This is a genomic window from Streptococcus sanguinis, assembly GCF_050223295.1.
GTDB lineage: Bacteria > Bacillota > Bacilli > Lactobacillales > Streptococcaceae > Streptococcus > Streptococcus sanguinis_X.
This window is the reverse complement of sequence record NZ_CP071424.1, coordinates 483,188-507,429: the sequence shown is the minus strand read 5'-3', so window position 1 is coordinate 507,429 and position 24,242 is coordinate 483,188. Positions and strand designations below refer to the sequence as shown.

The following is a 24,242-nucleotide window of genomic DNA, read 5'->3' as shown; positions in this document are numbered from 1 at the left end:
TCTCCTTTTATTAGCTATTTTGTCAGATAGGCCTCTAACTCTTCTAAGTTAGAAACCATCTGCGGATAGGCCACAATTGGCCGAGAGATGATAATGCAGTCCATCCCCAGCTCTTGGCAACCATCAATCTTTTCACGAATACCACCGACGGTACCGCTCTCCTTGGAAACAAAAACATCTGCTCCCGAGCGCAGCAAGAGCTCTTTATTACACTCTTTGGAAAATGGAGCCTTAATCGCATCGATCTGATCCGCTACCAGTCCTAGCTGCTCACAAGCCAGAAGCACTTCCGAAGTCGGCAGAACGCGAACGACAATCCGCTGCTCTGGCAGCCCCTTGACAAAGAGTGGCAAGGTCTTGCTGCCCGTTCCCAGATAAACAGTCTTGTAGCCGCGCTTAGCAATCTCATCAATCGCTTCTTGGGTCGAGTGCACCACGATGGCCCCGCTCAAATCCAAGGTCGCCTGACGCTCAAAGCGCAGGTAAGATACACCAGCCATCTCTGCCGCCCGAATGGCTTCCTTGGACACAATGTCCGCAAAAGGATGGGTCGCATCAATGATTTCATCCACATCATTCTCTTTGATAAAGGCAACCATGTCCTCAGCTGTCAGCCGGCCCTGAATGACTGGCTGGCCGTATTTGGAAGCCAAGTGCCGGCCGTAGTCTGTGACAACAGAGCTGGTCACATCAATTTTCAAGCGGTCAAGCACTTCTAAAATAGCGGTGCTGTCGGATGTCCCTCCCAGCAGTAATTTCATCATAAAGTATATCCTCGAGGTGTGATCATGCGTCCGTTTTTAACATAAGTTTCTTTGTTACCAACGATAACGATTGTCGTCATATCTACCAAAGTCTCATCCAGGTCTTTGATAGTCGTCAAGATGATTTCCTCATCCTTACGGCCAATGTCCTTACCGATACCGACAATAGTATCCTCTGACTTGTACTCAGACATGATAGAAAGTGCTTTTGTCAGATGGTCTGGACGCCCCTTACTCCGAGGGTTGTATAGGCAGACTACAAAGTCACCTTGAGCTGCGGCATGCAGACGCTTCTCAATCATTTCCCAAGGCGTCATCAAGTCACTCAGACTGATATGACAGAAATCGTTCATGAGGGGAGCTCCCATAACTGCAGCAGCACCCAGACTAGCTGTGATACCTGGAACCACCTTAACTTCTACATCACTGGCATCTCCCAGCAATTCTAAAATCAAGCCAGCCATTCCATAGACTCCGGCATCTCCACTGGAAACAACTCCGACATTTTTGCCAGTCTCTCTAGCCAAATCAATGGCCTTTTGACAACGGTCGATTTCCTGGCGCATACCATTCGCTACGAGCTCTTTGTCCTTGACCAAATCAAGAATCAATCTCATATAAGTTGAGTAGCCGACGATAATTTCACAATCTGCTATAGCAGCCAATGCTTCTTGTGACATCAATTCTTCTTTACCTGGGCCTAATCCGATAACGTATAACATATATTTTTTCTCCTTTATGGGTATGATAAAATTTTATAAGGGCAGTTGGTTCATAAGACCGTCTGCTCTTTTTGATTTACTTTTTGGTTATTGCTTTTGCAAGCGCATAGGTACAGCCGTTCTTGGCAAAGCGCTCTGTCAGGACTTGACCCTGACTGGCCAGATCTGCGCTGGCCAAGGCGACACTGCCGACTCCGACTGTCTTTTTGACAAATTCTGACTGAGGGTAGCGATCTGCTACGACAGACAGCTCCTCCTTGCTAAAGGTCTCAAAGGGACAGCACAATTCCTCAGCTAAGGCTAGAATAGCTGCTTCATCCTTCTTGACATCAATGCTGACGATTTTGGAAATCTCACTGGCAGAAATCCCCTGCTGCTGACAGAATTCCTCAAAGCCTTCTTGGAAGACAGCAGGAGCCACATCCTTTCTAGCACCAACTCCTAAGATATAAGGTTGAGGATAGATGAGAGCCAGATTGTCTCTTTGAATGTCCTTTTTTTCTGTAGTCAGCAGAATTAGCGGTTCCTTTCCCTTGAGAACAGCCGGTAGCTCCTCATCATCAACGAGAGTCAGACCGCGAAGGTCCGTAACCCAGTCCTTTTCCTGATAGAAATAGACGGTTCGGCCACTGCCTAGATAGCTGTTGAAAGGTTTGATGAACTCTCTCAATTCCGGCCTCCAGCCATTGACTGATTGAGCCAGATTGTCTAGAGCTGTTACATTCTGCACATCTGTCGCTGTCGTGATAACAGGATTGGAACCGAGCAATTCTGCGATGTCTCGCGTCACTTGATTGGCTCCGCCTAGATGCCCGCTCAGCAGGCTGATGACATTCGTCGCTTTCTCATCCATGACCACCACTGCTGGGTCGCTCGCCTTGTCTTTCAAGACTGGTGCAATAGCTCGCACAACTGCCCCGATAGCCATGATACAAATGAGAACATCCACTTCCTGAAAGAGCTGACCAAGTGCCTCAATCACTCGTCCTTCGATGGCAATGACCCTGTCATCTGCCAATCGAGGTGTCGTATAGATAGGGATTTCCTTGCCTAGCTTTTCTCGCAGAGTCAGAGCCAAGTCCTTGCCGACTGCTGTCACTGTTGCGATTGCGTAGCGGGCTTGAGAATCACTTGGCATGGCTGCTCTTCCCCCGTCTGAACTCATGCTGGAAATCCGCATGGTAGAGCTTGGAATAGTAGAATTCCTGACCTAAAAAGTCACCGACCAAAATCAAAGCTGTCTTTCTAATCTTAGCTTCCTTGACCTTCTCAGCAATATTTGTCAAATCCCCAAAGACCTTCTTTTCATCCGGCCAAGTTGCCTTGTAAATAACAGCCACAGGTGTTTCTGGAGGATAGCCACCCTCGATCAGCTCGCTGACGACCTTTTCAATGCCTTGAACGGACAGGAAGATAGCCATAGAGGTCCGATGCTGAGCATAGCTTTTCAGGGATTCCCGATCTGGCACAGGCGTCCGGCCAGCCATCCGAGTGATGATGAGGCTTTGAGAAACCTCTGGTACGGTATACTCTGCCCCGATACTGGAAGCAGCTCCCAGAAAAGAGCTGACGCCCGGCGTACAGTCAAACTCTATGTCGCGCTTCTTCATCTCTTCGATCTGCTCTCGAATGGAGCCATAGATGGAGAAATCTCCCGTCTGCAGGCGGACCACATCTTTACCAGCCTTGACTCCAGCCTCCATGACATCGATGATTTCCATCAAGTGCATGCTGGCGCTATCATGAATCTCAGCCCCTTCCTTACAGTAGTTCAGCAGGTCTGGATTGACCAAGGAGCCTGCGTAAATGACCACATCAGCCTCAGACAGCTGCTTGTAACCTTTGAGCGTAATCAGCTCCACATCACCTGGGCCCGCTCCAACAAAATGTACTTTGGACATCAATTAGCCTCTCTTTCTTTTTTCTTACAGGAAACGATAATAGTCGGATTCTGAGGCTTAAAGTAGTGCCCCTTGCCTATAGCTGTCCAGCGACTAGCCTGAACCGAGACAATCTCTAGATCCTCCCAGTCCATCTGCTCCGCTATTTGAGCCGCTTCCAGAGCATTCTCCAGCAGGATAAAGTTCAAGACCAGCCGACCACCCGGCTCCATGAGCTGGGCACACCAGTCAAAAATCTCCTGCATATTGCCCCCGGTCCCTCCGACAAAGATGGCATCAAAGCTGCCTTCCAGCTCAATCGGAGCCAGTCCTTGATGGAGACGGACGTTGTGGCAGCCAAAATGCTGGATATTCTCCTGCGTCAAAGCCACCGCATCTTCATTGCGCTCCACTGCCACCACTTCCAGTTCTGGATAGGTTCGGGCTGCCTGAATCGTGACACTGCCAGTGCCAGAGCCGACATCCAGCATGCGCTTGGCTCGATGCAGCTCCAACTTATCCAAACTGATGGCTCTGACTTCTTCCTTAGTCATAGGGACTTTAGCCCTGATAAATTCCGAATCCCTCATCTAACACCACCACCACATTCATTTCATATTCTCTATCTTCTACCTCACTCGCAGGCAGAATGGTAATACGCTCGTCTTCATAACTCAGCTGCTCACCAATGACCAGCACCTTATCCAAACCTCTTTTAACGGCCTCTTGAGCAATCTCGTAGGGACCGACTTTCTGATCCGTCACCATAAAGACTTTTGACAGACTCATAATCAAGTCAAAGTTAGGCACCTTAGCATGACTGCTCGTAAGATAAGCATCGTTCATGGGCAGGGCAATTCTGCTGGCCAGATACTGCATGGCGCTGATACCTGGCGAGATAAGCACGCGCCCCTTGAATTTCTCTGACAGCCATTTGCCCAAGCCGTAAATCAGGGGATCGCCTGAGGCCAGATATAAAATTTCTTCATCCTCACCAAAGCTTTCCAGCAATTCTGCTAACGCAGCCAATTTTTTAGGAGGGACCAGGCCCTTGTCCCGATAAGCCGGCGGTAAAATTTCCAGATGGCGTTCACTGCCCAAAATGCGGTCAGCCTTTTCAAAGTAGGCTTCCTGTCTCAGAAGACCATAGCTCGGATCTCCCGGACCAATTCCGATAACATAAATCATGTCCATTCCTCCTTTATCTGCTCTAAAGGCTGGGTTGATGCCAGATAGCCTTCCTCAGTCCCAAAGACGACCACTTCAATACTGACTTCTGGCTTACGATAGCGGAGCAGACGCTCACTTCTAGCCTTAATCTTATCCGCCAAGACCTGATAGACGCCCTCATAAGAAAATTCCTTAATGGCTGTCCCAGCTGCCTCGGTCGTCAAGCACTTATCAACCTTTTCCAGCAACTCTATGGGCGCTCCCATCAGAGCTAGATTAGCCACCAGCGTTTCCATACGGGCATCCGAGTCCTTACTGTGGGTAGAGAAAATCCCAGCCGCCACTTTGACAAACTTGCCCATGTGACCGATCATCAAAACCTTGGTAAAGCCGATGCGCTGCACTTCTTTGAGGACATGGCCGACAAAGTTACTCATATTGACGATGCGCCCAGCTGGAATCCCCACAGTATTAGTAGCAAAATCTTCACCGTAATTTCCCGGTACCAAGACGACTGAACGATGCCCTTGATTATAGAGCATGGTTAACTCGATCGTGATGGATGCCTTCCAGCTATCCTCGGACATAGGATTGACAATCCCTGTCGTTCCTAAAATTGAAATGCCACCGACAATACCTAGTCTGGAATTATAGGTCAGCTTGGCCGTTTCTTCCCCACCAGGAACAGAAATGATAACCCGTGCTCCACAGTTGGGACCGATAATCTCACGGACATGCTGCTCAATCATCCGTCTAGGAGTCGGATTGATAGCTGCCATGCCGACATCGCAGGCCAGTCCCTTTTCAGTCACACGTCCGACTCCCTGACCGCCGTCAATCTCGATTTCCGTCTGATCTGGCAGAAGGGTCACGGTCGAATAAATCAAGAGGCCGTGCGTCGCATCTGCATCGTCGCCGCCATCTTTTTCAATGGCCGCGGTCGCTTCTTCTGGTCCGAAGGAAGGATTGTGAACATCCATGGTCACTTCCACACCTGAAGCCGTATGCACAGTAACCTTTTCTTCTCTTTCCTGATTTAGAATCATACTCAAGGCTGCAACAGTCGCTGCCGTCGCACAAGTACCAGTTGTAAAACCTTTTCTTAATTTCTTTCCATTGACATAAGCGTATTCATCCATCATTAGCCCTCTCCTTTCTCCGGAGCCTGCTTTTTATCTGAAACACTGTAACGCTCATAGTCTGTAGTGTCGAGCTTGAGCTGGTAGAGAATGGCATTGACCACAGCTGCTGCAATGGTACTGCCGCCCTTTTGACCCAGTGCCGCGATAGAAGGCACCGAACTTTCATGCAGTTTGAGCTTGGATTCTGCCGCTCCGACAAAGCCGACTGGAACTCCGACAACTGCATCCGGCTGCAAGCTTCCTTCTTCGACCATATCCAAAACCTTGAAGATGGACGTTGGAGCATTCCCGAAGACAAAAAGTTTTGGACCATCCACTTTAGCTGCATATTCTACAGCAGCCATGGAGCGAGTAATTCCTTTTTCCTTAGCTTCCTGAAAGACTGCTGGCTCATTGACCAGACAGCGATAGTTGACACCTAGGTCATCCAGCAATTTCTTATTAAAACCACCCAAGACCATGGTCGTATCCGTAAAAATGGTACCCTTGTTTCGGAGGACATAGAGAATCTTCTCAATAACCTGATTGGAAAACTTGATATTGTAGAGGTAGTCAAAGTCTGCACTGGTAAAGACAACCCGCTTAAGCACTGCCTCTTCAAAAGGATCCGAAAATTGAATATCTGGATGCTCTTGGTCAATAATTTCCTGAATCTTGCTGAAACTAGCTTCTTCGATCTTATGCGCTGCTTTTAGATAGGACATCTAGTTCTTTCCTCCTTCTTTACTGGATGGTGTAGAGTAGCGGACATAGTCATCTGTCACCACTTCTCTCAGCTGGTAGATAATGGCATTGACAATGGCTACTACAATCGTGCTGCCACCTTTTCTTCCGAGATTGACAAGGGCAGGAAGACCTGACTGAAGCAGTTCTTCTTTTGACTCTTCGACATTGATAAAGCCGACTGGAACCCCAATCACTGCATCTGCTTCTACCAATCCCTGCTCTGCCAGCTCAATCAGGTAAGACAGAGCCGTAGGAGCACCACCGAAGGCAAATACTTTAGGCCCTTCAATCTTAGCTGCTATCTCAACAGCCGCCATAGCTCTGGTAATTTGCTTTTCCTTGGCCAGCGCAACCACTTCTTCATCACTAATCAAACAGCGGTAGCTCACACCCAGCTGGTCCAGCACGCGCTTATTAATGCCATTGAGAGAGATATTAGAGTCTAGCAGGATGGTACCCTTAGCTCTGATTACTTCTTCTATTTTTTTAAGGACATCGTGCTCAAAGCGCATGGTATAGAGATAATCAAAATCTCCCGTCGTATGGATTGCCCTCTTGATGATGGATTCTTCCATTTCCGAATGGAAGACATAATCAGGATCTTTTTCAGTAATCATAGACTGAATAATTTGAAAGCTCTTTTCCTCAATAGAGGAAGGATTTTGGATATATGTCATAGTATACTCCTAGAAATATGCTTGCTTTACTAAATAAAAAAGAGTGAACAAGATTAAACCTGTCATGGTACTTGTATAAAGCAGAGAGATAGCCGTCTGAATATCATCCGCCGCAACCGGTCTGGAAGCTTCTCCAATGGTCGGCTTCTCGATTAGCTCTCCGTGATAGACGTGCGGTCCACCCAGCTGAATGCCCAAAGCTCCAGCTACAACTGCCTCCGAAAAAGCACTGTTGGGACTGGCATGCTGGTAGCGATCCCGCCAGCCAATCCGCAGGGCTCCTTTGACATCCAACAGTAAAATCTGACTACTGAGAATCAAGAACAGCCACGTCAAACGCGCAGGAATCAGATTGGCCAGATCATCCATCTTAGCGGATATCAAGCCGATTTTGCGATATTTCTCCGTCTTATAGCCTACCATAGAATCTAAGGTGTTGATGGCCTTATAGGTCATGGCTAGAATGGGTCCTCCTAGAAAGAGGCAGAGCAGAGGCCCGATAACCCCGTCACTGGTATTTTCAGCCACCGTCTCAATTGTCGCCTTGCTGATTTCCTCTGGAGTCAGCTGGGAAGTTTCACGGCCGACAATCATGCCAACTTGTTTTCTAGCTTCTTCCAAAGTTCCAAACTTGAGCGTATGGTAAACTTTTTGGGCCTCAAAAGCCAGACTTTTAGCTGCCAGACTGGCATAGGCCAGATAGATCCAGACGATCCAGTAGAGGACGGGATGAACCAGACCAGCCAGCCAGAGCAACCCGTAGCTCACTCCCAGCGCCAGTCCTACTGTTGTCAGCCAGAGGAAGAAGCCAAATAGATAGGGCGAAAACTGCCTTTTCTCCTGCAAACGCATACATAAATAAATATAGGAACCCATCCACTTGACTGGATGAGGCCAGCTATAGGGGTCGCCAATGAGCCAGTCCAGTAAGACGGCCAAAAAAATTGCAATGAGTGTCATATCAGTTCGCCTCTTTGATATAGTTCAGCCAGTTGGCCAGCAGCTGCTCATCCTGATAAAAATGAACATGCAGGTAGCTAGCAAAGGTCCGGCCCTTTTGATAACCGCCTGTCCAGGCAGCTACGACCTGACCGTCTCTGACCTTCTCTAGCTTGAGGACTGTATCTTCCTCCGTCTCAAAGACCGAATGGTGAAACTCATGTCCCCTGACCGCTGTACCTTTAGGACCAAAAAGACTGTCTACCTGCGTTTCTGCTTGGCAATAACCAAAGCTTTTCAGGCCGGGGGTCATCAGGCTCTTGCCCTTGAAAATTCCAACCATTTCATAGACCTGCTCATCTACTTCCAGTATCTCTCCCAGATACATGAGTCCGCCGCATTCTGCGTAGATTGGCCGCCCCTGCTCGTGAGCTTTCTTAACCGAAGCCCGAAAGTCAGCATTTGCCATCAGCTCCTGAGCGTAGACTTCTGGAAAACCGCCACCAAAATAATATGCATCTGCTGCTGGCAGTTCCTTATCTTTCAGAGGGCTGAAAGGTACCAGCTGGACATTGAGCTCTCTTAGAAAGTCCAGATTATCTTCGTAGTAAAAGTGGAAAGCATCATCCAAGGCATAGGCCAAAGTCAAGGTCTGATCGTTGCGGATATGAAAAGGATTGGCCATCTGCTTATCGGGAAGTTCTGCCTTTTCCAGCAATCTATCTAGATTTATATACTTGGCTGCTGCCGCTCCCAATTCCTCAAATCGACGGTCCAAATCATCCATTTCTACGTCAGGGATTAGACCCAGGTGACGTGATGGCAGCTCTGCTGTTGCATTCTTAGGCAGATAGCCCAGCACTTCCACATCTGTATAACGCTCAATGGCGCCCTTGATGAGTTCAAAGTGAGTCTGTGAAGCCACCCGATTGATAATGACCCCAGCAATATCCAAATCCGAATCAAAAGTCGCAAATCCATGGACCATAGCAGCTGCTGAGGTGGATGTTGCCTTCCCATCAATAATCAAGATAACCGGAATGCCCAGCTTCTTAGAAACAGAAGCAGAAGACGCACAGTCCTTGTCCGTTCCCAGACCATCAAAGAGCCCCATGACTCCTTCGACCACTGCCACATCAGCATCTCCATGCCATTTATAGTAGGACCAAGCCAGACTCTGATCGTCCGGTATCATAAAGCTGTCCACATTCCGCGACGGTCGCTTGGTAATCCGACTATGATAAGCTGTATCAATATAATCAGGTCCTACCTTATAAGGCTGGACCTGATAACCTCTGTCTGCCAGAGCTTTCAAAATCCCTAGGGTAACTGTAGTCTTTCCAACACCGCTGGAAACACCAGCTAGCATAAATTGCTTCATCGCTTTACTCCAGATTCGCTGATAAAAAAAGTACTACAAAAAAATAAGGAATTTTTATTTTTTTGTAGCACCGTTGCTCACTTATTATGTAGAGCAAACACCCCGTTGTGTTCGCTTTCAGTTCTTATATTAAATTTATTTTAATATAAAGCATAAAAACTGTCAAGTTTTTGATAGAGCATCTGCGAAAAAAGTCAGGATTTTAGAGCGTCTTCACTGAAAATTGAGCATTTTTTACAATTCTGTTAAATTTAAAAAAACATCAGAAAAACGAACATTCCTGATGTTTTATTTGAGCATCAACCTGCATCTTCCTCTACAAACTGACTATTATAGAGGTCCGCATAGAAGCCATTCTGAGCCATGAGTTCATCGTGGTTGCCCTGCTCGATGATATTTCCATCGCGCATGACCAAGATAAGATCCGCATTACGGATAGTAGACAGTCGGTGGGCAATGACAAAGGAAGTCCGGCCCTCCATGAGTTTGTCCATAGCCTTTTGAATCAGCTCCTCCGTCCGCGTATCAACTGACGAAGTTGCCTCATCCAAGATCAAGAGCGGCGCATCTTTCAGCAGAGCACGAGCGATGGTCAGCAGCTGCTTCTGACCGACCGATAAGTTGACCGTGTCATCCAGCACTGTATCATAGCCCTGCGGCAGAGTCATGATAAAGTGATGAACACCGACCGCCTTCGCTGCAGCAACAACTGCTTCATCAGTCACATGCTCCTGATTGTAAATCAAGTTCTCCCGAATCGTCCCCTCAAAGAGCCAGGTATCCTGCAAGACCATTGAAAAGGCATCGTGAACCTCGGAGCGTTTCATATCCTTAATATCTATACCATCAATGCTGATACGCCCTTTATTAATTTCATAGAACTTCATAAGGAGATTAACGATAGTCGTCTTACCAGCACCCGTCGGGCCGACAATGGCAATCTTCTGTCCGGCTTTGGCCTGGGCTGAGAAATCATGAATGATTGTCTGGTCTGGCTTGTAACCGAAGAAGACATCTTCAAAGGCAACATCTCCCTTGACAGCAGCAAGCTGCCGCTCTTTATGCTGGTCGTCTTCCATCTCCGGCTCAGCTAGAAATTCAAAGACACGAACCAGTGCTGCACCAGCCTGCTGCAAGACAGTGATACCTTGAGCAATCTGTGACAATGGCTGAGAGAAGGTCCGCACATAAACCATAAAGGCGACAATAATTCCGATACTAATAGAGCCATTAATCGCCAGAGCAGCACCGACCAAAATAACCAGCACATAGGCGAAATTCCCCGTAAAGAACATGAGCGGCATCATCATGCCAGAGATAAATTGAGACTTCCAAATACTGTTATAGAGATTATGGTTGAGAACCGCAAAGCGCTCCTTTGACTGCTCAATGGCATTATAGCTGGTAACGACATTATGACCGGAGTACATTTCCTCTACATAACCGTTGACAGCCGCCAGATCGTTTTGCTGGGCGGTGAAATAACCCTGAGACTTGCCCATGATGAGCCCGACAAAGACAAAACCGAGTACAGTAGCCAAGATGGTTACCAAGGCCAAGATCCAGTTCATGAAGAACATGGTCAAAACCACAGCCACCAAGAGCAGGCTGGCAGAGATAACATTCCCCAGACTCTGGTTGAGGGATTGGCCGACTGTATCCACGTCATTGGTCACGCGCGACAGTGTATCTCCTTGAGAATGACCATCGAAATAGCCCAACGGCAGCTTGTTAATTTTCTCTGCAATGGCCGTCCGCAGCCGCTTGGAGAAATACTGAATAACTGTACTGATGATAAAGGACTGGCCGTAGTTGAGCAAGGCTCCGACTGCATAGAACACGGTCAGCAGAAAGGCAATCTGAGACACAGATTTTAAATCAATGCTGGTAGCCAGACCATCAGAAATGAGATTGGTAATTTCTTTTAATTTATTTGGCCCATAGACCGTGATAATGTTTGACAAGACAGCTCCCACAAATGCCAAAGCAAGAGGAAGCTGGAAGCCTTTGAGATAAGGCCTTATCTGGCTAAATAATGAAGGCTTCTTATTTTCCATTTTCTAATTCCTCCTTGGATAGTTGTGAGTAGGCAATTTCTTGATAGACTTCGTTGCTGGCCAAAAGCTCTCGGTGGGTACCTTGACCGACCACCTTACCAGCATCCAAGACCAAGATTTGATCCGCATCCATGATAGTAGAAATCCGCTGTGCCACAATCAGCTTGGTCATATCCTGCGTCCGCTCAGCCAGTTCCTTTCGCAAAATGCGGTCTGTCTTATAGTCTAGGGCTGAGAAGGAGTCGTCAAAGATGAGGATTTCTGGCTTACGAGCCAAAGCTCTGGCAATGGCCAAACGCTGACGCTGGCCACCAGAGAAGTTGGTCCCGCTTTGAGCCACTTCTGCTTTCAGCCCCTTTTCCTTCTCTTGAACAAAGGGCTTGGCTTGTGCCAGATCAAGAGCCTCCCACATTTTCTGCTCATCCAGCGGGCTTTCTTTGCTTTGACCGAAGTCCAGATTGCTCTCAACATCTCCAGAGAAAAGCACCGCCTTTTGCGGGATGTAACCAACCTTATTGTGCAAGTCTTCCAGCTGGTAATCTTGAACATTGACACCATCTACCAGAATCTCTCCTTCAGTCACATCATAGAAACGAGGAATGAGATTGACTAGCGTGGATTTCCCTGAACCGGTTGAACCGATAAAGGCCACGGTATCACCAGCCTGCGCTGTAAAGCTAACATGCTCAATGACCGCTTCTGAATTCTTGGAATAGCGGAAGGACACATCTCGAAAGACCACCTCTCCCTTGCTATCCGATGCTGCCTTAGGCTGTTCCGGACTGGTGATAGAAGAATGCAGGTCCAGTACTTCATTAATCCGGCCAGCCGATACAATGGTCCGAGGCAGGACGATGAAGAGAGCACCCATGAGCAAGAATCCAATCACAATCTGCATAGCATAGGACATAAAGACAACCATATCACTGAAGAGTGGGAGACGCTCCTGCAGCCCAGCCTCCTGGATTAAATAAGCACCAATCCAGTAAATCGCCAGTGTCAAGCCGCTAGAAATCCCCATCATAACTGGATTCATCATAGCCATTAGACGACCGATAAAAAGATTGAGCCGGGTTACTTCATCATTGGCCGCCGCAAACTTCTTATCCTGATAATCCTCAGCATTGTAAGCTCGGACCACGCGAATCCCAGTCAGACTCTCTCTAGTGACGCTGTTTAGCTTATCGACCAAGCGCTGCGCAACTGACTGCTTAGGAAAGGCCAATGTCACCAAAACTACTGTCAGCAGGATATTGACTATAACAGCAATAAGAACAGCTATCAGCCAGTTCTCGGACTTGCCAATAATCTTGGTCATAGCCCAAATCGCCATAATCGGTCCCCTAGTCACCACCTGCAGCCCCATGGTAATTAAGGTCTGTACCTGGGTAATGTCATTGGTTGTCCGAGTCAGCAGACTAGGAATCGAAAATTTCTTAATTTCCGTCTGCGAATAGTCCAGCACACGGTTGAAAATATCGCTCCGCAAACTCTGGGTAAAGCTAGCTGCTATACGAGCGGCAAAAAAGCCAACCACAATAGCTGACAGCAAGCTAGCAAAAGACAGACCAATCATTTTCAGACCTGGCTCCCACAAATCCGCCAAACCAGTCCCCGGCGTTTGCAATAGCTCTGTAATCGTCGAAATATAGGTTGGAACTTCTAATTCCAAATATACTGTTAGGAAGGTGAAGAGCACACTGAGAACAATCATGCTCACTTCCCTTACCGTCAGCCGTTTAAATAACTTAAACATCTTTCCCTCCATTTTCTAAACTTTCGATATTCTGATAAAACTTGGCCATGACTTGAGAAAAAATCAGCAGTTCCTGCTCAGAAACACCATTCAAAATAGAAAGGTTCATTTCATCAAAAAAGTCACGGATTTTTTTCATTCTTTCCTGCGACTGCGAAGTAAGGCGGATATACTTGGCCCGCTTGTCTGTCTTGCTCGTTTCCAGTTGGATAAAGCCATTCTTCTCCATCCTTTTCATTAAGTTAGAGGCCACCGATTTGGAAATATCCAACTTCTGCTCAATATCCTTGATAAGGGTATCCTTCCCCTCTTCCATACGACAGGCGACAATATGCAAGACCTGCCCCTGAGGCCCAGCCATGGACTCAATCCCTTGCTCCTTGGCAAGCTTTTCCGCTATGAGATGAATCTTTCGTCCAAAACGCTTCAATTCCAGTAAAGGCTTATCCATACCTGTATCCTTTGTAAAAATAGTTTTCGTGAGAACTATTTTAACACAAGAAAAAAGAAAGTCAAGAAAAAAGTTTCCATGAGAACTATTTTTTCAACAAGAAAAAAAGCGAAGAAAATTTCTTCACCCTTCCTTTCAAACTGACAAACAGCCTAAAAATTGATTGGTCCCGCATTAAAATTTTGAAGAAGAAGCGAGGAATAGAGCCCCTCCAATGATAAGGAGAATGCCTGCAATCCAGCCTATAAATGGAATGGGCGCGATGTTGCTGCTTCCGACGATAAGGAGGACGCCCGCTGCGACACTGAAACGCATTTGACCTTTGTAATAAGCCAAGGAAGTAATTCCCAATCCCAGAGCTGCCAATTTAATCACCGCTCCCAGTAAATTCAGGCCAGAATCACCTAGTAGGGCTGAAAAAGGAACAAAAAAGATATTCGAGAGCAGCAAAATAGTCCCTCCAATCAAACCAACCAGACCGCTTATCAGTGCTAAAGTTTTTGTTTTCATTTACATCTTGCCTCCTTCAATATTATTCTGCTAATTATCTCTAATTTTAGACATTTTTTGCAATTTTGTCAAATTTTTCTAAATGATAATCCCTTCCAAATGATCCAATTCATGCTGGCAGATTTGGGCAGGCAGGCCTTTCAAGGTCATGGTCTGCTGCTGCCAATGTTTATCCAGATAATCGACTGTGATTTCCTGATAACGTTGAGTGGGACGGCTTCCAACCAAGGACAGGCAGCCCTCTTCTGTCTTATAAGGGCCTGACTTAGAGAGCAGCACCGGATTAAACATGACTACCGGCACCAAGCCATATAGAAAGATAATGACCCGCTTACGGACACCAATCATATTTGCTGCGAGCCCTATACAGTTTTCTCGATTGGCCTGCAGAGTATCCTGCAAGTCTTGAGCCAGATAAAGGTCTTCTCTGCTAGCCCGCTCAGACAGCTGCTGCAGAAAGAAAATATCTTTGACAATTGCTTTTTCCATTATTTTTCCTCATAGAGGAGGGTCTGATAAATCAGACCCTCTAAGCTTATTTTGCGTGGCGCTCACTAACTTCTTTAGCCAGTACAAAGTTGCCCAGCGTTGCGGAGCCATTTCCAGCAACAGCCGGTGTCACGATATAGTCACGGACATCAGGAACTGGCAAATAGCCATTCAGAAGAACTGTGAATTTCTCACGAACCCGATCCAGCATGTGCTGCTGAGCCATAACCCCACCACCAAAGACGATGACATCTGGACGGAAAGTTACTGTCGCCTGAATAGCCGCCTGAGCAATATAGTAAGCTTGAATATCCCAGACAGAACTATTGAGTTTAATATTTTCCCCACGAACTCCGGTCCGTGCCTCTAAGCTTGGTCCAGCCGCCAATCCTTCCAAACAGCCATTGTGGAAAGGACAAACGCCATTGAACTCTTTTTCTACATCCATAGGGTGCTTAGCTACATAATAATGCCCCATCTCTGGGTGGCCTGTCCCCCCTACAAATTCGCCTCGCTGGATAGCACCAGCACCGATTCCTGTCCCAATCGTATAATAGACCAGATTTTCAATATGGCCGCCAGCATTGTTGCGGGCTACTACTTCACCGTAAGCTGAACTATTAACATCCGTCGTAAAGTAAATGGACACATTGAGGGCCCGGCGCAAAGCTCCGACAATATCCACATTAGCCCAGTGCGGCTTAGGCGTAGTCGTGATAAAGCCGTAAGTCTTTGAATTAGGGTCAATATCAATTGGCCCGAAAGATCCAACAGCCAGACCAACCAGATTGTCGAAACGAGAAAAGAACTCAATCGTCTTGTCTAGCGTTTCAATAGGCGTGGTCGTTGGAAACTGTGTCTTTTCAACAACTTCAAATCGTTCATCGCCTACAGCACAGACAAACTTAGTGCCGCCCGCTTCCAAACTTCCATACAATTTTGTCATTATAAATCCTCTTTTAAAATTTGATTTCTACTCTATTCATTATAGCATATCTCTTGCAGACTATTTACCAAAAACTTTCCTTATGACACTCTTATAGATAGACTTACGTTATTAGAAAAAACGAACAAATCAACTTTTGTTCGTTTTCTAAATTCCATTAGGCTTTCACTTCGATAATTGCGTCGCCTTTAGCAAGAGCTCCTTCTGCTACTGGAGTCACAGAAGCATAGTCAGCTGTGTTGGTAACGATGACCATAGTCGTATCATCCAGACCAGCAGCTGCAATTTTCTCAGCTTCAAATGTTCCCAGCACATCACCAGCTTTGACCTTGTCGCCTTGAGCAACTTTTTGGTCAAAACCTTCGCCGCCCATAGACACTGTGTCGATTCCGACGTGAATCAGAATTTCAGCACCATTGGCTGTCTTCAAACCATAAGCATGGCCAGTCGCGAATGCAATCGTAACTTCTGCATCAGCCGGAGCATAAACCACACCTTCGCTAGGTTTGATAGCAATTCCTCGTCCCATCGCTCCGCTAGAGAATACAGGATCATTCACATCGCTCAAAGCTACTGCCTGACCAACAATTGGAGAAATAATCGTTTCGTCTTGGAGGGCAGCTGACACATTACCAGTTGTTTCTTCTTCGACCAGTTTTTCAGTTTCGGCTTTTTCATCTTTTTTATCAAGTGCAACTCTCAAAGCAACGCTAGGGATTGAAGCTTTTGATAAAACATCTGTCATTTTATCTTGCCACTCATCTTTCTCATCTTCAAAACCAAACATATAAGTCAATGCAAATCCAAGAGCAAATGATACAGCTACCATGAAGAGATATTGTAAGAGTTGTCCATTACCGATGTAAAGCATTGTACCAGGGATGATAGTGATACCATTACCAGTACCGGCAAGCCCAAGGAGAGATGCCAAGCCACCACCAATTGCACCAGCAATCAATGAAAGGAAGAAGGGTTTGCGGTAACGCAAGTTAACCCCGAAGATAGCCGGCTCTGTAATACCAAGGAAGGCAGAAAGAGCAGCTGGGAAAGCAAGAGCTTTTAATTTAGGATTTTTCGTTTTGAACGCAACGGCTACAGTAGCTGCACCTTGGGCTGTCATGGCAGCAGTGATAATTGCATTAAATGGATTCACCTTATCAGTAGCAAGTAACTGAATTTCAAGCAAGTTGAAGATGTGGTGAACACCTGATACGACAATCAATTGGTGAACTCCACCAATCACCAAACCGCCTAAACCAAATGGTAAAGCAAGGATTGCTTTTGTTCCAAACAAAATGTAGTTTTCAACAACGTGGAATACTGGTCCTATGATGAAAAGTCCAAGGATAGACATTACAAAAAGCGTAACGAATGGTGTCACCAAGAGATCCAAGACATCTGGCACAACCTTGCGGAGAGCTTTTTCAAACTTAGCTCCAACAACCCCTATAATGAAGGCTGGAAGAACAGAACCTTGCAAACCAACAACTGGGATGAAGCCAAAGAATTTCATGGCAGTCACTTCGCCACCTGATGCTACTGCCCAAGCGTTTGGAAGCGAGCCAGACACCAGCATCATACCAAGGACGATACCAACAGCTGGATTTCCACCAAATACACGGAAAGTTGACCAAACAACCAAACCAGGCAAGATGATGAAGGCTGTATCCGTAAGGATTTCTGTATAGGTCTTCACATCATCTGGAAGCGTCATTCCAAGAGCGTTCAAGAGTCCACGAACACCCATGAAGAGACCTGTTGCTACGATAACTGGGATGATTGGAACAAATACATCACCAAATGTACGGATGGCGCGTTGGAACCAATTCCCTTGCTTAGCAGCTTCTGCTTTCATGTCATCTTTTGATGAAGTTGGCAATCCTAAAGCTACAACTTCGTCATAGATTTTATTAACCGTACCGGTACCAAAGATAATCTGGTATTGGCCTGAGTTAAAGAAGGCACCCTGAACTTTTTCCAGATTTTCGACAGTATTTTTGTCGATTTTACCTTCATCTTTAACCATCACGCGTAAGCGAGTCGCACAGTGAGCCACACTGTTAACATTCTCACGTCCGCCAAGGGCTTCGATGACTTTTTTTGCAATGTCAGTATTATTCATTTGCAAAAATCTCCTTATAAATATTTTTAACTTTTGAAAGCGATTTTATCGCCTTTACGAATATTATTTTACCATGATTCAAAAATATGTCAAGCGTTTTGCAGAAAAAATATTTTTTCACTGTTAAATGTTGATTTTTCATCGGAAAACGTTTACTATAGTAATAAGAAATAATATGATTCGGAGGATAAAAGATTGGCTTGGACGACTGAAAAACGCTACAAACGCTATGAAGACTGGACTCAGGAAGAGCTACAGCACATCAAAGACAATATCGCTAAATCTCCTTGGCGGGCTAATTACCATGTAGAGCCTCAAACAGGTCTGCTCAATGACCCCAATGGCTTTTCTTATTTTGACGGCAAGTGGGTGGTTTTCTACCAAAACTTTCCTTTCGGAGCAGCTCACGGTCTCAAGTGCTGGGTCCAGATGGAAAGTGACGACCTAGTTCACTTCACGGAAACTGGTCTTCGAGTGCTGCCAGATACTGCTCTGGACAGCCACGGCGCCTATTCTGGCTCTGCCATGCAGTTTGACGACAAGCTCTTTCTCTTCTATACTGGCAATGTTCGTGATGAAAACTGGGTGCGTCATCCTTATCAAATCGGTGCCTTGTTAGATAAATCAGGCAATCTCAAAAAAATTGACAAGGTCTTGATTGAGCAGCCTACTGAAGCGACCGACCACTTCCGCGATCCCCAGATTTTCAACTACAAAGGACAATTCTATGCTATCGTCGGAGGACAAAATCTAAACAAACAAGGCTATGTCAAGCTGTACAAGGCTGTTGATAACGACTATACCAACTGGGAAGTCGTCGGCAATTTGGACTTCACCAATGACAAGACATCCTATATGATGGAGTGTCCTAATCTAGTCTTTATCAACGACCAGCCAATCCTGCTCTATTGCCCTCAAGGTTTGTCCAAGGACGTGCTGGATTATGGCAACATTTATCCAAACATGTATAAAATAGGTCAATCGTTTGACACAAACAAAGCTGCTATGATTAATCCTAGCCCTATCCAAAATTTGGACTACGGCTTCGACTGCTACGCGACCCAAGCTTTTAACGCGCCTGACGGCCGTGCACTCGCTGTCAGCTGGCTAGGTTTGCCTGATGTGGAATACCCATCTGACCGCTTCGACCATCAAGGGGCCTTCTCTCTCGTCAAGGAATTAACCCTGAAAGACGGCAAGCTCTATCAATACCCCGTGCCTGCTATCAAGAATTTGCGAGCAGAGGAACAACCTTTCGCTGCTTTGGTAGAAAGCAAGAATAGCTACGAACTAGAGTTGAATCTCGCTGCGGACACTGAACACGAAATCGTCCTCTTTGCAGACAAGGATGGCAAGGGGTTACGCATCAACTTCGACCTCAAGGCAGGTCAAGTGACCGTTGACCGCAGTCAGGCTGGTGAGCCATTTGCTCTGGACTTTGGAACCAGCCGAAGCTGTAATATTGACAAAGAAGCAACGAGCGCTACTATCTTCATCGATAAATCGATTTTTGAAATTTTCATCAATAAAGGAGAGAAAGTATTTTCCGGCCGTGTCTTCCCGAGAGAAGACCAGACAGGCATTGCCATTACCAAGGGCAATCCAACCGGTATTTACTATGAATTAGATTATGGTCGCAAAGCTAACTGATGTAGCGAAACTTGCAGGAGTCAGCCCCACAACTGTTTCCCGCGTCATCAACAGAAAGGGCTACTTGTCCGACAAAACGATCTCTAAGGTTGAGGCAGCCATGCGAGAGCTGGCCTACAAGCCTAACAATCTGGCGCGCAGCCTCCAAGGTAAATCAGCCAAGCTAATCGGACTCATTTTCCCTAATATCAGCAATGTCTTTTATGCAGAATTGATTGACAAGTTGGAGCATGAGCTCTTTAAACAGGGCTATAAAACCATTATCTGCAATAGTGAGCATGATTCAGACAAGGAGCGCGAATACCTTGAGATGCTGGAAGCCAATCAGGTGGACGGCATCATTTCTGGCAGCCACAATCTAGGCATCGAGGACTACAATCGCGTGACAGCACCAATCATTGCCTTTGACCGCAATCTTTCGCCGGATATCCCTGTCGTCTCCTCAGACAACTATGGTGGCGGAGTGCTGGCGGCCCAGACCTTGGTCAAGGCTGGAGCTCAAAACATCATCATGATTACTGGCAATGACAATTCCAACTCGCCAACCGGCCTGCGCCACGCTGGCTTCGCTTCCGTCCTGCCAGACGCACCGATTATCAATGTATCCAGTGATTTTTCTCCCGTCCGAAAGGAAATGGAAATCAAGCAAATCCTCAGTCAAACTAAGCCCGATGCTATTTTTGCTTCAGATGATTTGACAGCCATCTTAATTATGAAAGTCGCTCAGGAGCTAGACATCCAGATTCCTGAAGATTTGAAAATCATTGGCTACGACGGCACCTACTTTGTAGAGAACTACTACCCGCAGCTAGCAACTATCAAGCAGCCACTGAAAGATATCGCCCGTCTCTCTGTAGACCTGCTCCTCAAAAAAATTGCTGGCCAAGAAGTCCAAACAACTGGCTATTTCCTACCAGTCAGCCTCTTGCCTGGTAAGAGTGTTTGAAACTTATATAAACAAGGAAAGACGACCTCCATTATTGGAAGTCGTCTTTATTTAGCCATAATCTAAAAATTTCTCACAGGGCATTCATCAAATTATTACTGTTTCTTTCTGAGAATCAGCACTCCTGCTAGGAAAGCAAGGCAGCCACCTAAAAGTGCCAGTAGGGAAGTGCTTGTTCCCGTTTTTGGCAAGATTTTTTCTGTTTGGCTAGCCGCTTCTTTTACTGCTGAAGCCTGAGGTTTTTGCCCATCCAAGGATAAAGCCTGAGGCTGAGCGTTTGCTACAAAAGAGGCAGACAGTTGCTCTTCTTGAGCTGCTGGAGCTTGGGATTTTTCTTCCTGAGCTGGGGCCGCTTTTCGAAGTCGCAAAATAGTCGCTGTTAGCGGAGCTAGGGCTAAACCATTGCTATTTCTGGAGACACCTGCTGGATCAGAAATGGCTGTCACTCCTGCGGTATTGCCATCTGCCACAACCTCTGCACCTGCTAGATGCTTGTAGGCTTGACCAAAGTTGAATTGTCGTTCCTTGGTGTCTGCATTGACAAAGACCGCATAAATATCGCCATTTGACGCAACTACTTGGTAACCGAGCACAAGGTCTTCTTTCTCAACACCATCCTTGTCAGGCTGAGTGATGAGGGTCACATTTTGCTCCACTTCATCTTTGGAGCTGCGGGTAAAGGCATCCGTTGATTTCCGCAAGGCAATCAAGCCTTTCATATAGGCACGACTCTTGGCATTTTCAGGGAACTTATCTGAATCAGTCGCCTTGGTCCAGTCAAAGTGGTTGACCGCGTCACTCGAATCATAAGAATCATGAATGAAATACGGATAGTCAAACGGCGTGCCGTCTTCATTGGTCAACAAATGCGCTTTGTTTGGAACCTTGTCTTCGGAGACAGGATATTTATACTCGGGATCACGGAATTGCTTGGTCCGGCCGTACTCTTGACCAGAGTGGATAAATGGTGTCCCTTGCGAAGTCAGAATCATCAGATTTCCTAGACGCAGGCGGCGATGAATCTCTTGATTATTGGTAGCCACTGCCGGATCTTTCTTGATTGACTGGGCAATGATATCAAAGAGTGTCAGATTATCATGGGCGGCGATGTATTGAATCACATCCCCTGGACTATCCGCCTCAAAGTTGGTTGGCTGCGCCTTGATGTTTTTGAAGACATTTTCCACACTGCGTTTGCCACCGGTGATAAAGGCTGGTGTTCCCTCATTTGGATAACCTGATTTCAAGGTATTGCGAATATCATCTGAGAAGACTGCTACCGTGTCTGTTGACTTCATCCAAGATTGGTCAGCCGGCTGGACAGCTTTATTTTCATCACCTGCATAAGTCTTCCAGCCCTCACCCAGCATAATGAGATTTGGATTCAGCTTCTTGGCTTCTTCAAAGGCTTTTTGGATGGACTCAGCATCGTGGTCCCCCATCATATCAAAGCGGAAACCATCTACCTTGTACTGCTCTGTCAGGTACTTGATCGAATCCACCAAGACCCGTCTGCTCATATAGTGAGTAGTACCCAAGCGGCCGCCGCCAAAGCTGGATCTCGGTGTACCATCCGCATCCATAAAGTGGTAGTAATTGGGCTCCAAATCCTCAAAGATAGAGGTTTTAGCCGTATGATTATAGACCACGTCCAGGATAACACCCATACCCCGCTTATGAATTTCGTTGACAAGATTTTTGAATTCCTCAATGCGCTTGGCTGGATCTGTCGGCGCGCTGGAGTACATACCTGTCAGTGAGAAGTAGTTTTGCGGGTCATAGCCCCAGTTATAGTTGCTGTTGCTGGAAGCGTACTTGTCCATACGCTCAGCATTTTTCAGCTCATTTACAAAGTAATAACTCAGAACTGGCAAGAGCTGAACGTGGGTCACTCCCAAGTCTTTCAAATAATCTAATTTCTCAATGAAAGCTGAGAAGGTTCCAAATTGAGATTTCAAATCCTTTGAAATAGCCGGATCAGAGGTGAAATCACGAACATGCGCCTCATAAATCAAAGCATCTTCCCGCTTCTTAAAGTTCGGAATAGTAGCATAGGTCAGGTCTTTCGGTCCGTATTCACTTGGATCTACAAAGGCTGCCTTGGCAATCTTGTAAGCATCCCCCTTGTCCGCATCTTCACTGTTCCAAGCGGCTAAAGACTTGGCATAGGGATCCAGCACAAGAACCTTTTTGCCGCCGCGAGTAATTTCATAATGATAGAAATAGCCACGATAGTCAGAAATCCCCAGGCCGCTCTCAGGCGTTAAGCTGCTGGTCCATGTGCCAGACTCCCCTTTCTGCATAGCCAAGCGTCCAATAACCTTGTTCTGATCTTCTTTGTCATAGACCACCAAATCAACTTGGTCCGCACTTGGTGACCAGAAGGTTAGGTCCACTTGTTTGCCCGCTTGAGAAACACGTGCTCCCAAATCACCATCATACTTGTAGATACTATCCTTCAGCTGCCAGTTCATGCTGGTTTTGAATTGATCATTGCCATATTTGATAAGATAAGGTGACTGAGCTTGGTTAAAATCACCGATGAATTTGGCACTTTTGGTCTTAGGATCCAGAACCACATCTTTAACAACGACTTCATGGCCATCTTTGTCTGTAATCTTTAAGTTCTTTAAAATGTCCTCTTTTTTAGCATTCTCTAAGGTAGAAAAGCTGGCTTCAATCTCGGTCAAGCCAATATGCTGGGCCCCCGTCATACGAATATCGTTGACAAAGTAAGGATTGGTATAAACTTTCGGATCCGCATCACGCAAGAAAATTTGGCTGTTTTTTTCCAAATTCGTGAAATTATAATCCTGATTTTGAATCTTCACATCATCTCCTGATTTGCTTTCGTCTAAAAGTAAAAAGCCAATCATCTTAGCAGCATCTTTCAAAGGAACATCTACATAGCGACCATATTTCCCAGTCTTCTCAAAGTCCACTCCGTCAGGCCAATTCTTGCTTGGGTTTTGGACATCTCCCCAGAGCCAGAGCGACTTCTTATCATACTGCCCATCTGTACGATAGTAGTTGATTCGAACCATCCCTTTTTTCAAAGGCTCATAAGTATGAGGTTGATAGTCTGTGTCAAACCAAACCTCATTCATCTGAGGACTGAGCAGCTCAACTGTCTTGTCACCTGTAATATTTTGCCCAGCTGTATTATTGATTAAAAGGCTAATCTTGCTTCGTTTTTCGGCCATCTTGACATCAAGATAATAGCCGTAGTCGTCTTCTTTAGCAGTCGCAAAGCTAGTTGCTCCAGTCGGCCAACCTCCCTTTTGGCTAGAAGGTGTCTCAACATCGTCCCAAGTCCACAAGCCCAAGCTGTCTAGATTTTGTGACGGCAAGGTTTTGAAATGAAAGCGAATATTACCTTCTTCGATAGCGTCTTTCGCCGAAGCTTGCGGCTGACTAGCTGGTTCTTGCTTGTCTTTTTCACTTGGATTTGCAGCTTCTTGACCAGCTGCTTCTGAACCTGCACCAGCTGGAGCTTGATCTGCTAGCACACCAGTTGGAGCAGCCTGCTCTGAAGCCCCCGCTCCTGAACTACCTGCCTCTCCAGTTTTTTCTTCATCTGCTGACTTAGGTTGGGCTGCCGCATTTATATCAGAGACTGCTTCTGTTGCTGGGCTGGTCGATGTGCTCGCCTCATCCGCTCGGACTAATTGGGCATTTCCCAGTAGGAAACCTGAGGCAATGACAACAGAGGCTACTCCTACTTTTAAACGACGGATGCCAAAATAATGACGCTTTTCGCCCATCTGAGACTGTAGGTGATAGTTATTTTTCATAAACAGAAAACTCCTTTATTTTTTCTTATAGAGAACATCTATGCAAACGTTTTCTGTATTTATTATACCGATTCTTTTTCAAGTTGTAAAGGCTTTCAATAAGAGTTTTTCTCACTCAGA

21 protein-coding genes are annotated in these 24,242 nt (G+C 46.2%); 2 read left to right on the top strand and 19 right to left on the bottom strand.

Annotation, left to right across the window (positions count from 1 at the left end; translation table 11 throughout):
- Window positions 1-14 precede the first annotated feature (14 nt).
- The 18 genes from cobK to J1C77_RS02555 all read right to left on the bottom strand — a co-directional run bounded on the left by cobK (window position 15) and on the right by J1C77_RS02555 (window position 17,732).
- Window positions 15-764, bottom strand: a complete 750-nt coding sequence (gene cobK / locus J1C77_RS02640; protein WP_002910543.1) for a precorrin-6A reductase — start codon at window positions 762-764, stop codon at window positions 15-17.
- Window positions 761-1,486: a precorrin-3B C(17)-methyltransferase gene (gene cobJ, locus J1C77_RS02635; protein ID WP_002896461.1), complete on the bottom strand. Its 726-nt coding sequence runs from the start codon at window positions 1,484-1,486 to the stop codon at window positions 761-763. The genes cobK and cobJ overlap by 4 nt, the downstream gene beginning before the upstream one ends.
- Window positions 1,487-1,562: 76 nt before the next feature.
- Window positions 1,563-2,624, bottom strand: coding sequence for a cobalt-precorrin 5A hydrolase (cbiG, locus tag J1C77_RS02630; protein WP_002922166.1), 1,062 nt, complete (start codon window positions 2,622-2,624; stop codon window positions 1,563-1,565).
- Window positions 2,614-3,387, bottom strand: a complete 774-nt coding sequence (locus tag J1C77_RS02625) for a cobalt-precorrin-4 methyltransferase (protein ID WP_002896463.1) — start codon at window positions 3,385-3,387, stop codon at window positions 2,614-2,616. Before J1C77_RS02625 ends, cbiG begins: the two co-directional genes overlap by 11 nt.
- A complete protein-coding gene (locus J1C77_RS02620) occupies window positions 3,387-3,956 on the bottom strand; it encodes a decarboxylating cobalt-precorrin-6B (C(15))-methyltransferase (RefSeq protein ID WP_002896464.1) in 570 nt (189 codons plus the stop codon). Before J1C77_RS02620 ends, J1C77_RS02625 begins: the two co-directional genes overlap by 1 nt.
- Window positions 3,928-4,560 carry a cobalt-precorrin-7 (C(5))-methyltransferase gene (locus J1C77_RS02615; protein WP_002922168.1) on the bottom strand — a complete coding sequence of 211 codons (633 nt, stop codon included), beginning with the start codon at window positions 4,558-4,560 and terminating at the stop codon, window positions 3,928-3,930. Before J1C77_RS02615 ends, J1C77_RS02620 begins: the two co-directional genes overlap by 29 nt.
- Entirely contained in the window at window positions 4,551-5,678 is a 1,128-nt protein-coding gene (gene cbiD, locus J1C77_RS02610; RefSeq protein ID WP_002922170.1) for a cobalt-precorrin-5B (C(1))-methyltransferase CbiD, read from the bottom strand. Before cbiD ends, J1C77_RS02615 begins: the two co-directional genes overlap by 10 nt.
- Entirely contained in the window at window positions 5,678-6,382 is a 705-nt protein-coding gene (locus J1C77_RS02605) for a cobalt-precorrin-8 methylmutase (protein ID WP_002922172.1), read from the bottom strand. Before J1C77_RS02605 ends, cbiD begins: the two co-directional genes overlap by 1 nt.
- The gene (locus J1C77_RS02600; protein WP_002910554.1) at window positions 6,383-7,081 is read right to left on the bottom strand and encodes a cobalt-precorrin-8 methylmutase; all 699 of its coding nucleotides are present in this window, start codon (window positions 7,079-7,081) and stop codon (window positions 6,383-6,385) included.
- A gap of 9 nt (window positions 7,082-7,090) precedes the next feature.
- A complete protein-coding gene (cbiB, locus tag J1C77_RS02595) occupies window positions 7,091-8,041 on the bottom strand; it encodes an adenosylcobinamide-phosphate synthase CbiB (RefSeq protein ID WP_002922174.1) in 951 nt (316 codons plus the stop codon).
- Window position 8,042: 1 nt separating this feature from the next.
- Window positions 8,043-9,401 (bottom strand): cobyrinate a,c-diamide synthase, encoded by a 1,359-nt coding sequence (locus J1C77_RS02590; RefSeq protein ID WP_042762988.1) that lies wholly within the window; start codon window positions 9,399-9,401, stop codon window positions 8,043-8,045.
- Window positions 9,402-9,700: 299 nt separating this feature from the next.
- Complete coding sequence (locus J1C77_RS02585) at window positions 9,701-11,458, bottom strand: ABC transporter ATP-binding protein (protein WP_002922179.1); 1,758 nt, start codon at window positions 11,456-11,458, stop codon at window positions 9,701-9,703.
- Entirely contained in the window at window positions 11,448-13,214 is a 1,767-nt protein-coding gene (locus tag J1C77_RS02580) for an ABC transporter ATP-binding protein (RefSeq protein WP_002922186.1), read from the bottom strand. The genes J1C77_RS02585 and J1C77_RS02580 overlap by 11 nt, the downstream gene beginning before the upstream one ends.
- Window positions 13,207-13,665: a MarR family winged helix-turn-helix transcriptional regulator gene (locus J1C77_RS02575; protein WP_002922188.1), complete on the bottom strand. Its 459-nt coding sequence runs from the start codon at window positions 13,663-13,665 to the stop codon at window positions 13,207-13,209. Before J1C77_RS02575 ends, J1C77_RS02580 begins: the two co-directional genes overlap by 8 nt.
- Before the next feature lie 174 nt (window positions 13,666-13,839).
- Window positions 13,840-14,175: a hypothetical protein gene (locus tag J1C77_RS02570; protein WP_002903845.1), complete on the bottom strand. Its 336-nt coding sequence runs from the start codon at window positions 14,173-14,175 to the stop codon at window positions 13,840-13,842.
- A gap of 78 nt (window positions 14,176-14,253) precedes the next feature.
- Complete coding sequence (locus J1C77_RS02565) at window positions 14,254-14,664, bottom strand: peptide deformylase (protein ID WP_002910562.1); 411 nt, start codon at window positions 14,662-14,664, stop codon at window positions 14,254-14,256.
- A 46-nt stretch (window positions 14,665-14,710) separates the two neighbouring features.
- Window positions 14,711-15,610 (bottom strand): fructokinase ScrK, encoded by a 900-nt coding sequence (gene scrK / locus J1C77_RS02560; RefSeq protein ID WP_002922190.1) that lies wholly within the window; start codon window positions 15,608-15,610, stop codon window positions 14,711-14,713.
- Window positions 15,611-15,767: 157 nt separating this feature from the next.
- Window positions 15,768-17,732, bottom strand: a complete 1,965-nt coding sequence (locus tag J1C77_RS02555) for a sucrose-specific PTS transporter subunit IIBC (protein ID WP_002922191.1) — start codon at window positions 17,730-17,732, stop codon at window positions 15,768-15,770.
- 195 nt (window positions 17,733-17,927) lie between these two features.
- On the opposite strand from J1C77_RS02555, the gene J1C77_RS02550 reads away from it, so the two are divergent.
- Both J1C77_RS02550 and J1C77_RS02545 read left to right on the top strand, forming a co-directional pair.
- Window positions 17,928-19,382, top strand: a complete 1,455-nt coding sequence (locus J1C77_RS02550; RefSeq protein ID WP_002922192.1) for a sucrose-6-phosphate hydrolase — start codon at window positions 17,928-17,930, stop codon at window positions 19,380-19,382.
- Window positions 19,363-20,328 (top strand): LacI family DNA-binding transcriptional regulator, encoded by a 966-nt coding sequence (locus J1C77_RS02545; RefSeq protein WP_002922193.1) that lies wholly within the window; start codon window positions 19,363-19,365, stop codon window positions 20,326-20,328. The genes J1C77_RS02550 and J1C77_RS02545 overlap by 20 nt, the downstream gene beginning before the upstream one ends.
- Window positions 20,329-20,423: 95 nt before the next feature.
- Here J1C77_RS02545 and J1C77_RS02540 read toward each other — a convergent pair whose 3' ends face one another.
- Entirely contained in the window at window positions 20,424-24,122 is a 3,699-nt protein-coding gene (locus tag J1C77_RS02540) for a pullulanase (protein ID WP_002922195.1), read from the bottom strand.
- Between the last annotated feature and the right edge of the window lie 120 nt (window positions 24,123-24,242).

Coding starts and splice junctions, on each gene's coding strand:
- cobK (WP_002910543.1), bottom strand. CDS start 764: ATGATGAAATTACTGCTGGGAGGGACATCCGACAGCACCGCTATTTTA.
- cobJ (WP_002896461.1), bottom strand. CDS start 1,486: ATGTTATACGTTATCGGATTAGGCCCAGGTAAAGAAGAATTGATGTCA.
- cbiG (WP_002922166.1), bottom strand. CDS start 2,624: ATGCCAAGTGATTCTCAAGCCCGCTACGCAATCGCAACAGTGACAGCA.
- J1C77_RS02625 (WP_002896463.1), bottom strand. CDS start 3,387: ATGTCCAAAGTACATTTTGTTGGAGCGGGCCCAGGTGATGTGGAGCTG.
- J1C77_RS02620 (WP_002896464.1), bottom strand. CDS start 3,956: ATGAGGGATTCGGAATTTATCAGGGCTAAAGTCCCTATGACTAAGGAA.
- J1C77_RS02615 (WP_002922168.1), bottom strand. CDS start 4,560: ATGGACATGATTTATGTTATCGGAATTGGTCCGGGAGATCCGAGCTAT.
- cbiD (WP_002922170.1), bottom strand. CDS start 5,678: ATGATGGATGAATACGCTTATGTCAATGGAAAGAAATTAAGAAAAGGT.
- J1C77_RS02605 (WP_002922172.1), bottom strand. CDS start 6,382: ATGTCCTATCTAAAAGCAGCGCATAAGATCGAAGAAGCTAGTTTCAGC.
- J1C77_RS02600 (WP_002910554.1), bottom strand. CDS start 7,081: ATGACATATATCCAAAATCCTTCCTCTATTGAGGAAAAGAGCTTTCAA.
- cbiB (WP_002922174.1), bottom strand. CDS start 8,041: ATGACACTCATTGCAATTTTTTTGGCCGTCTTACTGGACTGGCTCATT.
- J1C77_RS02590 (WP_042762988.1), bottom strand. CDS start 9,401: ATGAAGCAATTTATGCTAGCTGGTGTTTCCAGCGGTGTTGGAAAGACT.
- J1C77_RS02585 (WP_002922179.1), bottom strand. CDS start 11,458: ATGGAAAATAAGAAGCCTTCATTATTTAGCCAGATAAGGCCTTATCTC.
- J1C77_RS02580 (WP_002922186.1), bottom strand. CDS start 13,214: ATGTTTAAGTTATTTAAACGGCTGACGGTAAGGGAAGTGAGCATGATT.
- J1C77_RS02575 (WP_002922188.1), bottom strand. CDS start 13,665: ATGGATAAGCCTTTACTGGAATTGAAGCGTTTTGGACGAAAGATTCAT.
- J1C77_RS02570 (WP_002903845.1), bottom strand. CDS start 14,175: ATGAAAACAAAAACTTTAGCACTGATAAGCGGTCTGGTTGGTTTGATT.
- J1C77_RS02565 (WP_002910562.1), bottom strand. CDS start 14,664: ATGGAAAAAGCAATTGTCAAAGATATTTTCTTTCTGCAGCAGCTGTCT.
- scrK (WP_002922190.1), bottom strand. CDS start 15,610: ATGACAAAATTGTATGGAAGTTTGGAAGCGGGCGGCACTAAGTTTGTC.
- J1C77_RS02555 (WP_002922191.1), bottom strand. CDS start 17,732: ATGAATAATACTGACATTGCAAAAAAAGTCATCGAAGCCCTTGGCGGA.
- J1C77_RS02545 (WP_002922193.1), top strand. CDS start 19,363: ATGGTCGCAAAGCTAACTGATGTAGCGAAACTTGCAGGAGTCAGCCCC.
- J1C77_RS02540 (WP_002922195.1), bottom strand. CDS start 24,122: ATGAAAAATAACTATCACCTACAGTCTCAGATGGGCGAAAAGCGTCAT.